This window comes from Roseivirga spongicola, assembly GCF_001592965.1.
Taxonomy (GTDB): Bacteria; Bacteroidota; Bacteroidia; order Cytophagales; family Cyclobacteriaceae; genus Roseivirga; species Roseivirga spongicola.
Window position 1 is genome coordinate 388,309 of record NZ_LRPC01000001.1, and the last position, 13,310, is coordinate 401,618.

The 13,310-nt window shown below is 43.8% G+C and carries 10 protein-coding genes; 2 read left to right on the forward strand and 8 right to left on the reverse strand.

Annotated elements, in window-relative coordinates:
- Positions 1 to 5: 5 nt before the first annotated feature.
- From AWW68_RS01705 to AWW68_RS01720, 4 genes are read right to left on the reverse strand one after another with little or no spacing between them, the layout of a single operon-like run.
- Positions 6 to 2,504, reverse strand: a complete 2,499-nt coding sequence (locus AWW68_RS01705; RefSeq protein WP_068215921.1) for a heavy metal translocating P-type ATPase — start codon at positions 2,502 to 2,504, stop codon at positions 6 to 8.
- Between the two features lies 1 nt (position 2,505).
- Entirely contained in the window at positions 2,506 to 2,937 is a 432-nt protein-coding gene (locus AWW68_RS01710) for a Fur family transcriptional regulator (RefSeq protein ID WP_068215923.1), read from the reverse strand.
- Between the two features lie 12 nt (positions 2,938 to 2,949).
- Complete coding sequence (locus AWW68_RS01715; RefSeq protein WP_068215925.1) at positions 2,950 to 4,155, reverse strand: efflux RND transporter periplasmic adaptor subunit; 1,206 nt, start codon at positions 4,153 to 4,155, stop codon at positions 2,950 to 2,952.
- Positions 4,156 to 4,192: 37 nt separating this feature from the next.
- Entirely contained in the window at positions 4,193 to 8,605 is a 4,413-nt protein-coding gene (locus tag AWW68_RS01720) for a CusA/CzcA family heavy metal efflux RND transporter (RefSeq protein WP_068215928.1), read from the reverse strand.
- A gap of 21 nt (positions 8,606 to 8,626) precedes the next feature.
- On the opposite strand from AWW68_RS01720, the gene AWW68_RS20020 reads away from it, so the two are divergent.
- The gene (locus AWW68_RS20020; protein ID WP_157717485.1) at positions 8,627 to 8,803 is read left to right on the forward strand and encodes a hypothetical protein; all 177 of its coding nucleotides are present in this window, start codon (positions 8,627 to 8,629) and stop codon (positions 8,801 to 8,803) included.
- A 123-nt stretch (positions 8,804 to 8,926) separates the two neighbouring features.
- On the opposite strand, the gene AWW68_RS20385 is transcribed toward AWW68_RS20020, so the two are convergent.
- Positions 8,927 to 9,244, reverse strand: a complete 318-nt coding sequence (locus tag AWW68_RS20385; RefSeq protein WP_317038743.1) for a DUF6660 family protein — start codon at positions 9,242 to 9,244, stop codon at positions 8,927 to 8,929.
- A gap of 286 nt (positions 9,245 to 9,530) precedes the next feature.
- Here AWW68_RS20385 and AWW68_RS01725 point away from each other — a divergent pair, with 286 nt between their 5' ends.
- Positions 9,531 to 11,897, forward strand: coding sequence for an ABC transporter permease (locus AWW68_RS01725; protein ID WP_084375538.1), 2,367 nt, complete (start codon positions 9,531 to 9,533; stop codon positions 11,895 to 11,897).
- Positions 11,898 to 12,151: 254 nt separating this feature from the next.
- Here the strand turns inward: AWW68_RS01725 and AWW68_RS01730 are convergent, their stop codons facing one another.
- Genes AWW68_RS01730 through AWW68_RS01740 form a run of 3 tightly spaced genes read right to left on the reverse strand, consistent with a single transcriptional unit; the run spans position 12,152 to position 13,223 of the window.
- Entirely contained in the window at positions 12,152 to 12,682 is a 531-nt protein-coding gene (locus AWW68_RS01730) for a hypothetical protein (protein WP_068215932.1), read from the reverse strand.
- On the reverse strand, positions 12,679 to 12,990 hold the full coding sequence (locus AWW68_RS01735; protein ID WP_068215934.1) for a type II toxin-antitoxin system RelE/ParE family toxin: 312 nt from the start codon (positions 12,988 to 12,990) through the stop codon (positions 12,679 to 12,681). The genes AWW68_RS01730 and AWW68_RS01735 overlap by 4 nt, the downstream gene beginning before the upstream one ends.
- Positions 12,990 to 13,223, reverse strand: coding sequence for a type II toxin-antitoxin system ParD family antitoxin (locus tag AWW68_RS01740; RefSeq protein ID WP_068215936.1), 234 nt, complete (start codon positions 13,221 to 13,223; stop codon positions 12,990 to 12,992). Before AWW68_RS01740 ends, AWW68_RS01735 begins: the two co-directional genes overlap by 1 nt.
- Positions 13,224 to 13,310: the final 87 nt, after the last annotated feature.

Genomic DNA, 13,310 nt, shown 5'->3' on the forward strand with positions numbered 1-13,310 from the left:
TTTTCTTATTCTTTATAAGCTAACAATCTCAGCGCATTAAAGACTACAACCAAGGTTGAACCTTCATGAATAAGCACTGCAATACCGATATTGGCCAAACCAAAAATGGTTGAAGGAATGAGCAAAGCCACTATTCCCAAACTCACCCAGAGATTTTGCTTGATAATGCCTTTGGCCTTTCTACTTAAACCGATTGCAAAAGGTAAGGTTTCCAGCTTATCGGCCATCAGGGCAATGTCGGCTGTTTCCAGGGCTACATCGCTTCCTGCCGCTCCCATAGCAATTCCTACGGTACTGTTGGCCATTGCCGGGGCATCATTTACGCCATCACCCACCATCGCCACTTTGTCTTCCTTTTCTCTAAGCTCCTTAATGGCCTCTACTTTTTCTTCCGGCAGCAAACTGCCCCAGGCATCTGTAAGGCCAATTTCTTTGGCCACTGCATCGGCCACTTTCTGGTTATCACCGGTGAGCATGATCATGCGTTTGATACCAATCTTTTTCAGTTGCGCTAAGGTATTTTTCGCTTCTTCTCTTGGCGTATCCATCAAGGCGATGATGCCTATGTAATCGTCATTTTGACGGATCAGCATGGTAGTATTGCCATCTGACTCAAGTGACTTTACTTTTTCTTCTATTTCATTGGATGGCTTTTTGTCGTCCAGTGACTCAAACAGATCCAGGTTGCCAATGTAGACTTTGTCACTTCCCAATGTGGCTTTGATCCCTTTCCCAAGCACTGCCTCCAGGTCTTTCGCCTCAGGTATGTCAGCACCCTTCAGTCGCTCTTTTCCGTCACGCACTACGGCCTTTGCCAGTGGGTGATCACTAAGACCCTCTACTGCCACTGCTATTTTCAGTAATTCTTCTTCTTTCACATCACCCAGGACTACCACTTCGGTTAACTTAGGCTTCCCTTCTGTTAGTGTGCCGGTCTTATCAAAAGCCAGGGCAGTAAGTACGCCTAAATCTTCCAATGGACGGCCACCTTTGATAAGCACCCCACTTTTGGCTGCCCGGGCTACTCCACTGAGCACAGCACTTGGAGTTGCAATGGCTAATGCACATGGGCTGGCTGCTACCAGCACGGCCATGGCGCGGTAGAAACTTTCACTAAAAGTTTCGTCAAGGACTAGAAATGCGAAATTGAGCAACACCACCAGAACCAATACAGCAGGCACAAAATATTTCTCAAACTTATCGGTAAGCTGTTGGGTAGGCGATTTCTGGGTCTGGGCTTCATTCACCAGTTTCACAAGGCGGGAGAGCGTAGAGTCCTTCGCTACTTTCATCACTTTAATTTCCAGTGTATTATTGCCATTGATCGTACCGGAAAAGGCACGGTTCTCGTCTTTGATGTCTTTTTCCTGTGACCAGTCTTTATTGGGATCATCCACAGGTTCTTTATCTACGGGCACACTTTCCCCGGTAATAGGTGCTTGATTTACGCTACTCCGACCATCTACTACCACACCATCGGCTGAAATTTTGCTATTAGGCTTCACTACGATGATGTCTCCAATGCTCAGTTCTTCTATACCTACTTCTTCTGTTTTTCCATTTCTCTTGAGCAAGGCGGTTTTAGGGGCCAGTTCTGCCAAAGCAGCAATAGATTTACGGGCCTTGTTCATGGCATGATGCTCCAGAGCATGACCCATGCTAAAGAGGAACAGTAACAGGGCACCTTCTGCCCATTCACCCAGAATAGCCGCACCGATGGCTGCTACCAGCATTAGGAAATCTATCTCAAAACCGCCTTTGGCAACTGTTTGAATGGCTTCTTTAGCCGTAAAAAAGCCTCCAAAGAAATACGCTGCGATGTAGAGCGCCAAGCTTACCCATGAAGGTATAGCTTCAACAAAGGACAGCCCAAAACCAATGCCGAGCAATGCCCCGCAGATGATGGAAAAGATCAGCTCGGTATTTTTGCCAAAAATACCACCGTGTGAGTGGTCGTGATCTTCACCTTCCTCATGTGAATGCTCATCCTCTTTTTCTTGGGTTTCCTTTTGTTCAGGTTTCTTGGCTTGCTGAAGAAATCGCTCAGCACTTACCTGCGTATCGGGTATGTCAAGACCTTCTTTCCTTAACGATTTAAGTATCTCCGCTTCAACTATTACGGTGGTATCAAATTCCAAACGCACCATGCCGGAACCCGAGACGGAAGCTTCCAGAATGCCCGCTTTGTTTCTAAGGTTTCGCTCTATGTTACGGGCATGGCGTGTATGCCTTATTCCCTCTACTTCTATGAGTTTATGACCAAACTTCCCGGTGATCTCAGCCCCGGTTTGCTCCGCCAGTTTTTGGATCCGGTCAATGGATATTACCTGAGGATCATAATGGAAGCAGAGTTGTGGCACACCATTGTCGGTTTCATCAGCCACATGTACTTTTTCAAGCCCATCTTTGTCCTGAAGCTGGCGGATCAGTTTATCTACGCATTGGTCTTTTTCATCAGGCACTTCGGGCAGGATGAGTGGTATTTTTATCTGTAGTTTTTTCATGTTAGTTGTTTTTTGGAATGGTTGAACAGACATCACAAACTCCTTTCACTACCAGGTTGGCTTCCTCCGGTTGATATCGTTCAGGCAATTCTATATTGGGTATTTTGTAGCTGGTCAGGCATTTGGTTTGTCCGCATATTCTACAGTGAAAATGCAAATGCAAATCCCTTTCTATTTCACATTTACAACCATCTTCGCACAAAGCATACTTGGGCACACCGGTACCATCATCAATACTATGTACCATCCCATTTTCTTCAAACACCTTCAATGTTCTATAGAGGGTTGTCCGGTCAGATTTCTCAAATGCCTCATAGATATCTGTAAGGCTCACGGCAGCTTCTCTTTCAAGCAAGTATTCCAAAACCAGCAGGCGCATGGCTGTTGGCTTGATACTGTGTGATTTTAAATTTTCTTCTAATGCTCTGATCATGATTTTTCTATATTAATGGCCATGCTCAGTTGAGCCTTTTTTCATTTCTGCAATTAGATAATAAGCATTGTTCCAGGCTACCCTCGCTCCCTGCGGCAAAGGTTCCAACAGGTTGATCTCTACCCAACCATCGTTGCTAACACCAGTTCTTATTTCTATCGCCCTAAATTCCCATTCTGTTTCTTCTTCTTTTCGTGCTTCAGCCAGAAAGATGTAGGGCTTACCTTCCTCTTCAATAATGGCTTCTTCCGGTAGCGCCTTAACTGTTTTACTTTCAGTATGGATTTTTCCATTGATGTACATACCCGGTATTAGAAAATCTTCTTTGCTTTTTATTTCGGCATGCACATGCACCGCCTTGGGATTTTGCTCAAATTTTTTACCTACCGAATAAATTTCTGCCGAAAGCTGAGAGTCCGGCACAGATTCTATGGTAAAGGAAATTTTCTGTCCTTCTTTCACTTTATATACATCTTTCTCAAATACCATAAGGTCGGCATGCACATGATCTGTATTAACAATCATGAACATTTTGGTTTGGGGTTCTACAAACTGCCCTATCTGTATCAGCACTTTTTCAATGTTGCCATCAATGGGGCTGACTACCGGCACATTTTGGTAAATGTCACCTTCTCTCACTGTTTTAACATTGATACTCAATTGTTTTAACTGAGCCTCTAGTCCTTTTACCTCACCCTGTATAGACTGATAATCGGCCAGGGTTTCCTGATAGGCTTTTCCCGAACCTACTTCTTCTTCATATAGCCTTTTTTGCCGCTGCATTTCCTTCTCAAGGTATTGCAGTCGACTATAAGCTTTAACATAATTGGTTTGCAACTGGGTAATATTAGGATGAGAAATGTAGGCCAATACCTGCCCTCTTTTAACCTTATCTCCTTCGATTACTTTAATTGAAGTCACGTTTGCACCAAGTATGGCCGTTACCGTGGCCTCATACTGAGGGGGGACTTCCAGTTGCCCGTTGGCTTCTACTGTGCCGGTCAGCGCCCGGGTAGGCAAGCTGTCCACTTTCATCCTGAGGCTGTTAAACTTGAGAGCCGACAAATGAACCACTCCCATTTCTTCTTCACCATGACCTCCTTCCTCTTCGGTATGGCTTTCTTGTTTATCCTCAGTGTCAGCCGACTTGCTGCCGCAGCCCGTAAATACCGATACCATAAGTGCCAGTGCCACTATATATATGATTTGCTTTTTCATTGTGCTTCTATTTTTATATCTGATGATCAGTTTACTTTTAGTTTGATGTTCTTAAGTAGTATTCCAATTGGTAGCGGCTATCCAGGTAACTACCAAAGGCATTCCAGGAATCAACTTCTATGCGAATGGCATCCCGGATATTTTGCAGGAAGGTCACATAATCAATAGCCCCTTCCCGGTAAGCCAAAATAGCTCCGTCCCGTTGCTCCTGAGCCAGCGGGAGTGCTTCATCCCGGTAGTAGTTCCATGAATTCAGCCACTTCAGGTATTGTTCTCTCATGTTCTGATAGGCGGCATTCAGTTCCAACTGGTTTTGGCGCAGGTTTTGACCGGCAATATCCCGTTGGATTTTGGCCGACTGTGTCCTGCCCAGCTCAGGTCCGAAAAACAAAGGGATTCTGACACCTACCTGGTACTGATAAAATCCAGATTGCCCGGCAATCTGCTGTCGCCCATACTGCCCCTGTAATTGAGGCAAGAACTGCGAACGCCTCTCTTTTATGGTGGCATCCGCTACATCTACCTGTTGCTTTGATACATTCAGCAAAGGATGGTTCATCAATGAATCAGCTACATAATTGAGCGGTTCGTCCAATTGACTGGTTGGGACATCCGGTACGGTATACAGCGTGTCATTGGCAAACCAAAGGTTCAGGCGCTGTAAGGCACTCAGATAATCCCGATATGCCTGCTCTTTTTGTATCTGTACCTGATTGGCCTGGTTGGAAGTAGCCAGATATTCCAGTTTAGATGTGGCTTCCGTTTCCAAGCGAATCCTGGCCGCTCTTTCAATATCTGAAAATACCGAATCCAACTGTTCATAAACCTGGTAGTTGTTTTTGGTAGCATAAACCCTAGCCCAGGCTTGGCTTACTTCCCGCTCCAGTTCAATGACGGATAGGTCAAGTGCCTTCTCGGCAAGTGCTACCCGTTCTTTTTGCAATTTCAGCTTTGGGGCTATTCCAAACACATCTATCTGTTGTTGTTGAATTCCAAATTGTGTGTAAACTCCATCAGAGCCATTGCCCACTTCTTCCTTTCCGGTAAATACCTGCGTATTCCCAAAGTCCCAGGCTGTTTTCTTAAGCACTTCCTGGTTTTCTATCTCTAGTCTTGCCGATTGGATTTTCGGATAGCTTTCTACCGCTCGTTTTCTGGCCTGATCCAGCGTGATCGTTGGCAAACTGTCTTGTGGTTGTTGTTGGTTTTGGGCATTGGCCAAGGCAGGCAGCCCGAATAGACCTCCACAAACCAGCAGTACAATAATCACGTTGGCATTTGGCCCTTTCAGGCTTTTTCTTTTGTCACTTCTGCTTTCCACAAAAGTGTAAAGCACCGGAAGCACCACCAATGTGAGCAGTGTAGCTGTAAGCATTCCGCCAATTACCACTGTGGCTAACGGCCTTTGTACCTCAGCTCCGGCAGAACCTGAAAATGCCATCGGTAAGAAGCCGAATATATCTGTAGTAGCTGTAAGCATGATCGGCCTGATCCTTTCTTTGGTACCGGTAAGAATGCGGTCTCTGATGCTAGTGACCCCTTCTTCTTTCAGGGAATTGAATCGGTTAATCAAGACCAAACCATTCAACACCGCTACTCCGAAAAGAACGATAAAGCCCACACCCGCTGAAATGCTAAATGGCATATCTCTAATCCATAAGGCAAATACACCACCGATGGCTGCCAGTGGAATGGCGATGTAAATCATGATAGATTGTGAAAAGGATTGTAAGGCGAAGTACAGCAGCACAAAAATCAGGAAGAGCGCAATAGGCACTACGATCTGCAACCGGCTTTTCGCCCGCTCCAGGTTTTCAAATTCACCGCCATAAGTGATGTAATAGCCAGGAGGCAAGTCTAGTTGTGCATCCAGTTTGTCCTGTATATCATTGACCACTGATTCCACATCACGGCCTCTGGTATTGACTCCAACATAGGTTCGTCTATACGTGTTATCACGGGAGATCTGCATGGGGCCCGGCACATAGCTGATATCTGCAACTTCTTTAATAGGAACTTGTGTACCATCCGGCAAATCAATATAAAGTGTACGCAAGTCGTCAATGCTCTTCCGGTGTTTTTCATCAAAGCGGATGACCAGATCAAACCTTTTTTCTCCCTCAAAGATTACTCCGGCAACACCACCGGCAAAAGCAGAACTTACATACTCATTGAGCTTTTGAATATCCAGGCCGTATTGTGCAATTTTATCTCGGTTATAACGAACGGTCATTTGGGGGAGTCCTGATGTCCGTTCAGGGTTCACATCACCAGCCCCGGGCACGGTAGAAATGATATCAGCCATTTCCTGCACTTTTGCAGAAAGCACTTCCAGGTCTTCGCCATAGAGTTTTACAGCTATGTCTTCCCGTACTCCTTCCAACAACTCGTTAAAACGCAGCTCTACGGGCTGGGTGAATACCAGGTTTACACCAGTCAGTTGCTCATCCAGCTTATTCTTGATGGCCTCAATCAGTTCATCTTTGCTTTCTGCTGAAACCCATTTGTCTTTATCTTTTTCTAATATGAGGTACATATCCGCGATATCCATGGGCATGGGATCAGTAGGAATATCCGCCACTCCGATTCTGGCAGTTACTGTTTTTATTTCGGGAAAACTCTCCAGCAACAGGTTCTCAATCTTGATGGATACTTCTTTTGATTCGCTAAGGGAACTTCCGGGCCTGATGAGTGCCTGCATGGCGATATCTCCCTCATCAAGCTGAGGAACAAACTCACCTCCCATCCGTGAAAAAATGAATCCGGCTACTCCCAGCAGAACTATAGCTACGATAATCACTATTGCTTTAAAACGCAGGGCACTTTTTAGCAGGGGCAGGTAGGCTTTTTGAATACCACCAATGATTTTATCACTTACCCTTTCCAGCCAGCGTTCAAACCGGCCAAACCAGTTCTTTTTATTTTGAATGGGCTTCATGAATAAAGCCGACATCATAGGCACATAAGTCAGGCACAGGATAATGGCACCAATCATGGCAAACCCAAAGGTGTAGGCCATGGGCTGGAACATTTTACCCTCCACACCGGTGAGGAATAAAATAGGGGCAAATACAATAAGAATGATAATCTGGCCGAAGAAAGCCGAACTCATCATGGTACTTCCTGCATCATAAGCCACTTCATCCATCACACCCTGATTGAATTTGATTTTACCGGAGCGGATGCGCTTCTGGATTTCGTATACCGTACCTTCAATAATGATCACCGCCCCATCTATGATAATCCCAAAGTCAATAGCCCCCAGGCTCATGAGGTTGGCCCAGACATTAAACTGTTTCATCAGGATAAAAGCAAAAAGCAAGGAAAGCGGAATAGTGGTGGCGGTGATAATGCCACCACGGACGCTACCCAAAAGTATTACCAGAGCAAAAATCACAATTAATGCGCCTTCCAATAGGTTGGTTTTTACGGTATCTGTAGTTCTGGAAATAAGGTCACTTCGGTCTATGATTGAGTTAATCGCTAGCCCTTCGGGAAGTGACTTTTCTACCTCAACCATTCGCTCTTTTACATTTTGGATCACCGCATTGGGATTAGAGCCTTTCAGCATCATAATAATGCCCCCGACAGCTTCTTTTCCATCCTGTGTGAAAGCTCCGTAACGTACCTGACTCCCAAAATGAACTTTTTCAGCCACGCCCCCTATGGTTACAGGAATACCGTTTTCATTTTTAATAACGATTTTTCTGATATCATCCAGAGATCGCACCAAGCCTTCTCCACGTATAAAATTGGACATTCTGTTCTTCTCAATGTAAGCCCCACCTGTATTTACATTGTTTCTGGCCAGTGCCTCATACACTTGAGAGATGCTCACATTCTGTGCATTGAGTTTTTCCGGGTTGATGGCCACTTCATATTGCTTGATATAGCCCCCGAATGAATTGACTTCAACTACTCCATCCAGCAATGTCAATTGGCGCTTGACAATCCAATCCTGAATGGTCCGTAACTCCATAGGAGAATACAGTGAGTCAAAACCCTCTTGCGGTTGAATGGTGTATTCGTAGATTTGGCCTAAACCAGTAGAAATAGGACCCATTGATGGGCTTCCGAATTTCTCTGGAATGGTTTCTTTTAATTCGTTCAGTTTTTCCTGCACCAGTTGCCGAGGCAGATAGGTACCCATATCGTCTTCAAACACAATGGTCACTACCGATAGGCCAAACCTGGAAATAGACCGGATTTCATCTACCCCCGGTAGGTTGCCCATTGCAAGCTCTACAGGATAGGTAACAAACTGCTCTATATCCTCGGTGGCCAGGTTAGGAGAGACAGTGATTACTTGCACTTGATTGTTGGTGATATCGGGAACAGAGCCCAGGTTGACCGTGGACATGGAGTAGATACCTACCCCGATGAGGGCCAGCGTAAGCAAGCCCACAATGAATTTATTCTTTATTGAAAAAGAAATGATTTTATTGATCATACGAGTTATTAATTATTTGACATGGACAGAAAAGAAGTGATGGACACGAGCCACCATCGCTGCGAGCAGGATGAGGCAGAACAGCACAATGAAAAACCATTTGATTGCCCATTTGGCAGTGATTTTATTCCTTCTCTTTTTTCTTTTTTTCCTATTCAGTTTTTTCAAGCTGTACAAATAGTATTGAACATTGAATGAAAGGATGCCTTTGAGAAAAGACATCTGAAGGAGTGCTAACAGGCTATCAGAATGACTGCTGACTTGAAATCTTGTTTAAAGACTTTTTCGATGAGACATACTTCTCCTCCTAAACACTGAAAATTATGACCTTGGAGGCTTGAGGAATTCAGAGATTTCAACACTTCTGAAATCTTGAAAATAAGATGAGAAAGTCACAGGTAATTTAACAGGCAGCGTGAAGTTGTATGCTGATATTGATAGAAAATGAGCGTGGCAGCAGTGACATACACATATCGGAGAACATCCATCCCAACTACTCTGCTGGTTATTATGGTCACCATCATTGCCCTCAAAAATTGAAACTGTGTCTTCTTTAGTGTCTAAGGGTTGCGTGTCCGCACATGCTAGCCCTGCGAGAGCCATAAAGTAAAAACTTAATATGAAGCACCCTATTTTCATTTCACGCAAATATACGCGGCTAAACAATGCAATGGCATTGCAAAGTCTAGATTCGACATTGATTTCTAACCTAAACTTTTTCTAGATCTATCTTCTTTTGGAATCATATTGCATTTCAGATTAAGCTGTTTTTCCGTCTGGGAGTGAAATTACTCATTACATCAATGGGAAATTGAAAAGTCACACGTAGATGCTTCAGTTAATAAAGAGTTGCTTAAATTGACCTGCCTAAAAATTATCATCTCAAGTTTTAAGGAGTATTTTTTATATCTTCTAAGAATAAATCATGCTTTCAAATGCAAGATATTTTATCCGCACATCCATTAGGCAAATTTTTGGTAAGAGACTCGGGTATAGCGCAATCCATATTTTAGGGTTAAGCGTGGGGCTTGCCAGTTTTTTAGTGGCCTCCCTATATAGTATAGATGAAGTTTCCTATGATAAGTTCCATCCATCACACGACAGAATATACCGATTGGTTGTAGACTGGGATGGCGATGGGGTTCAAAGAAACTGGGCGAGGTCCAGTTTTCCCGTTGGCCGAGTTGCAGATGGCGCAATTCCTGAAATTACTGAAAGGGTGAGAATAAGGAAGAACCCCGGTACTGATCTGATTACAATCGGTAAGGTTCCTTTCTATGAACCAGATTTACTGATGGTTGAACCAGAATTTTTTAACCTCTTTGGATTTCAATTGATAGCGGGTAATGTTGATGATGTATTGGCAGAAAAGAACGGAATTGTTTTAACACAAGAGATCTCCCGCAGGTATTTTGGTGACGAAAATCCTATCGGAAAGATCGTGCGTTTCGATGATCGGTTTGATCTTAAAGTGACTGGCATAGCGAAAAACCCTCCTTCTCAATCTCACATCCAATTCAATGTGCTTGTTTCGTTCAATTTATTGGATGATATTTTTGCAGATTCACGACTAAACCATTGGGGGCAATTCGATCATTACACCTACCTCAAGATTGCTGATGGCTCCATAAAAATGGATGTTGAAGCAAAAATGACGGGCTTTTTAAGCTCACAAGCACCTGAATGGGTCTCAGAGAAAATAACACTTAAACTTCAACCTATTGAATCCATCCATTTAGGCTCTAACCGCCAAAGTGAGTTGAGACCAAATAGCAACAGTACCTATTATTTGGTTTTTATTTCAGCCGCTCTTTTGATTTTGGTTGTCGCCTCTTTCAATTATATCAACCTGTCATACGCCATATATATGTCGCGTATCAAGGAGATAGCAATTAGACAGATTCTAGGGTCTAAAAAGACAGCACTATTGATCAGCCTTGTTGCCGAATCTGTTTTGGTGAGCATGTTGGCTTTGGTTATTGGGATGACCACAGTTAGCCTTTCCATCGAAGAAATAGGCCAGTTAACGGGTAAAAACCTAACTCAATTCTATGAGCCGTGGTTCTGGCTGCTTGCCATTTTAATAGCACTGGGTACCGGGGTGCTTTCGGGTATTCCACCAGCGTTCAGGCTATTGCGAAACAATAACCTTGCGGTTGATAAAGGACTGAAACCAAAGGCGAAAAGTGCCCATTGGCTAATTTTCACACAATTGGGCATATCCTCTCTGCTCATTATGGCCATGCTGGCGGTTACCCAACAGCTAAACTTTCTACAGGAGACCTCTCTTGGCTTTAACGGGGCTTCCATTTTGGTGATACCAATTAAAGACCGTACTCATAATGCAGACTACAAGACAATATTGAGTGAGATTGAGTCCGTTTCAGGAATAGACGGTGCCTCATTCTCATCCTCCACACCGGGAAGCAGTAATGCATTGACCTATACCTACACCATTTCTGGTGCGAATAAGGCTGATGTGGCCCTCACAACTGTAATAGCAGATGAATCTTTTTGTAAGCTCTATGATATTAAGCTGATCAGGGGACGCTTAAACTCCCTTTCATCAAGCGATGGACATGTGGGAATACTTTTGAACCAATCAGCAGTCGACTTTCTGGAGCTTGATGAACCAATAGGCAAACAGGTGAGTGGCAAAATAACAGGTGAAGTTGTGGGGGTGGTAGAAGATTTTCAGGTTAATTCTTTGCACAATTTGGTTGAACCGGTCATCATCTACAATTTTCTACCTACGCTCCGTTATGTGTCGGTACGCTCCGCTACCGGATTTAATAGGGAGAAAATCGACAACCTGGCCGAGGTTTGGTCAAAGAGGTATGAAAAATATCCGATGGAATACAGTCTTCTGGAAGATGACAATTTAAAGCTCTATAGCTATGAAAAGGGCGTTTTACATTCTATTAATATTTTGGTCTGCGTTGCCGTGTTTATTGCTGTTATCGGACTGATTGGTCATGCAACACTTTTAAGAAAAAGCAAGGCACGGGAATTCAGTATACGCAAGGTCCTTGGAGCCAGCCCACTTCTTGTTTTAAGAAGTACCGCTGGAGTTGTCTGGAAATATTTGCTCTTTGGAGCCATGTTGGTTTCTTCGTTAGGCTTTGTGGCCATAGAGTTTTGGTTGCGGAACTTCCCTTATCGACCGGAAATTGATGTTTGGGTCTATGTGGCTCCTGTAATTATTGTGTCAGTCTTGTTTTTGGTTATTGTAGGAGCCTTGTTGGTCAGACAAGCAGGTAACAATCCGATTAAGTATTTAAGGGATCTATAGACAATAGATAATCAATCCCTTTATCGGAAAATGTTTGGTTGTCCTGCAAAAAAATGTTCGAACCTTGCTTAATCATATTATTAAGCAGTCTCCGTCAGTTAACAGCAAGACTCCTTTATAAAATCAGGGGCCAAAAAAGGCTATGCATGTTTATTCCGTTTCCTCATAGCTTATTTCGTGGGCTTAGCAATTGACTGCCTAAGGAAAGAAAGTGGGAGATGTGAATTATTTGAGTTGAGTAGTCTTTATCAATCCTAGATGCTGATTTTCATGTTAAAAAGGCCCTTAAAAGCCTGCAAAACCGAGTCGATGACGTCAGGATCACCACTCTTGGTTTTTCCGCTCTTCCAAGCCCTGATTACATGCGGTTTAACATCAATTCCTGCTTCTTTGACCAAGTCTTCTGCTTTGACTCCAGTGCGTAATTCTTCACTCTCTAGCTTTTCTAAAAATTCGGGTGTAATCGGCTCATAGCCGTAATGAGGATTCTTGTAAATCATAATAGGCCCAGGGTTATGGGGCTTTGGTTTTGAAGGCTCGATGTCTTTGTCGGGAAGGTCATTCCACAGTTTCAAAGCCAGTTCTACATGCTCAGTCTTTGCTGTAATTGACTTGCCATTTTGACCCGTTAGCCGATAGATAATTCCCGATGTTAAACCAATTTGACGAGCTTCTTTGTTTCCCTTCAAAGCCCTTTGTGGGCCTGTTCCAGTGCGCTCATTTTCAGCATTTATCTGCTCTCGAATATCAGAAGTAATCAGGACATAGCCTCTTTTGATCCTCACTCATGCTCTCCCAGAAAGTTGATCATATCTCGACTGCCATGCAGAACACGGATAATACGTATATGATCATTGTTGACAGAGTAGAAAACGACATGCGCTTCTTTGGCTATGCTTCTTAAATCCGCTTTAAGTTCAGGCCGCAACCGGCCTAACTCCGGATTATCCAAAAGCATGTGAAAAAGCTCATCAAGACCGTTCAGGTAAGATACAGCCTGATCCATTCCAAATTCTTGTGCCGTGTAGTCGAATATATCTTCAAGGTCATGGTCAGCCGGTTGAGAAAGCACATAGTGCCTTAATTGCCCCATCAGTACTGCCCTTCCGATTTCTTTGCCGCAATAATATCCTGAACGCCCCTTTTGCTGTCAGGACTGTTCCAGCCCTTTTCAATCTCCAGTCGCAAATCCCTGATGACCTTATCGCGGTAGAGTTGATGCAAGCGAAGGGCATCACGCACCAATTCGCTGGCATTTTGATAATCTCCTGATCCGATCTGAGCGGCTATATATTCCTGTTGTTTCTCTGTAAGGCTAACATTCATAACGACTCCTTTGTCTATACTTCAATATATCAACTATGTCCAAAATTAGCAAATATGGATATAGTTTTAAGCTAGACCCCGACATCA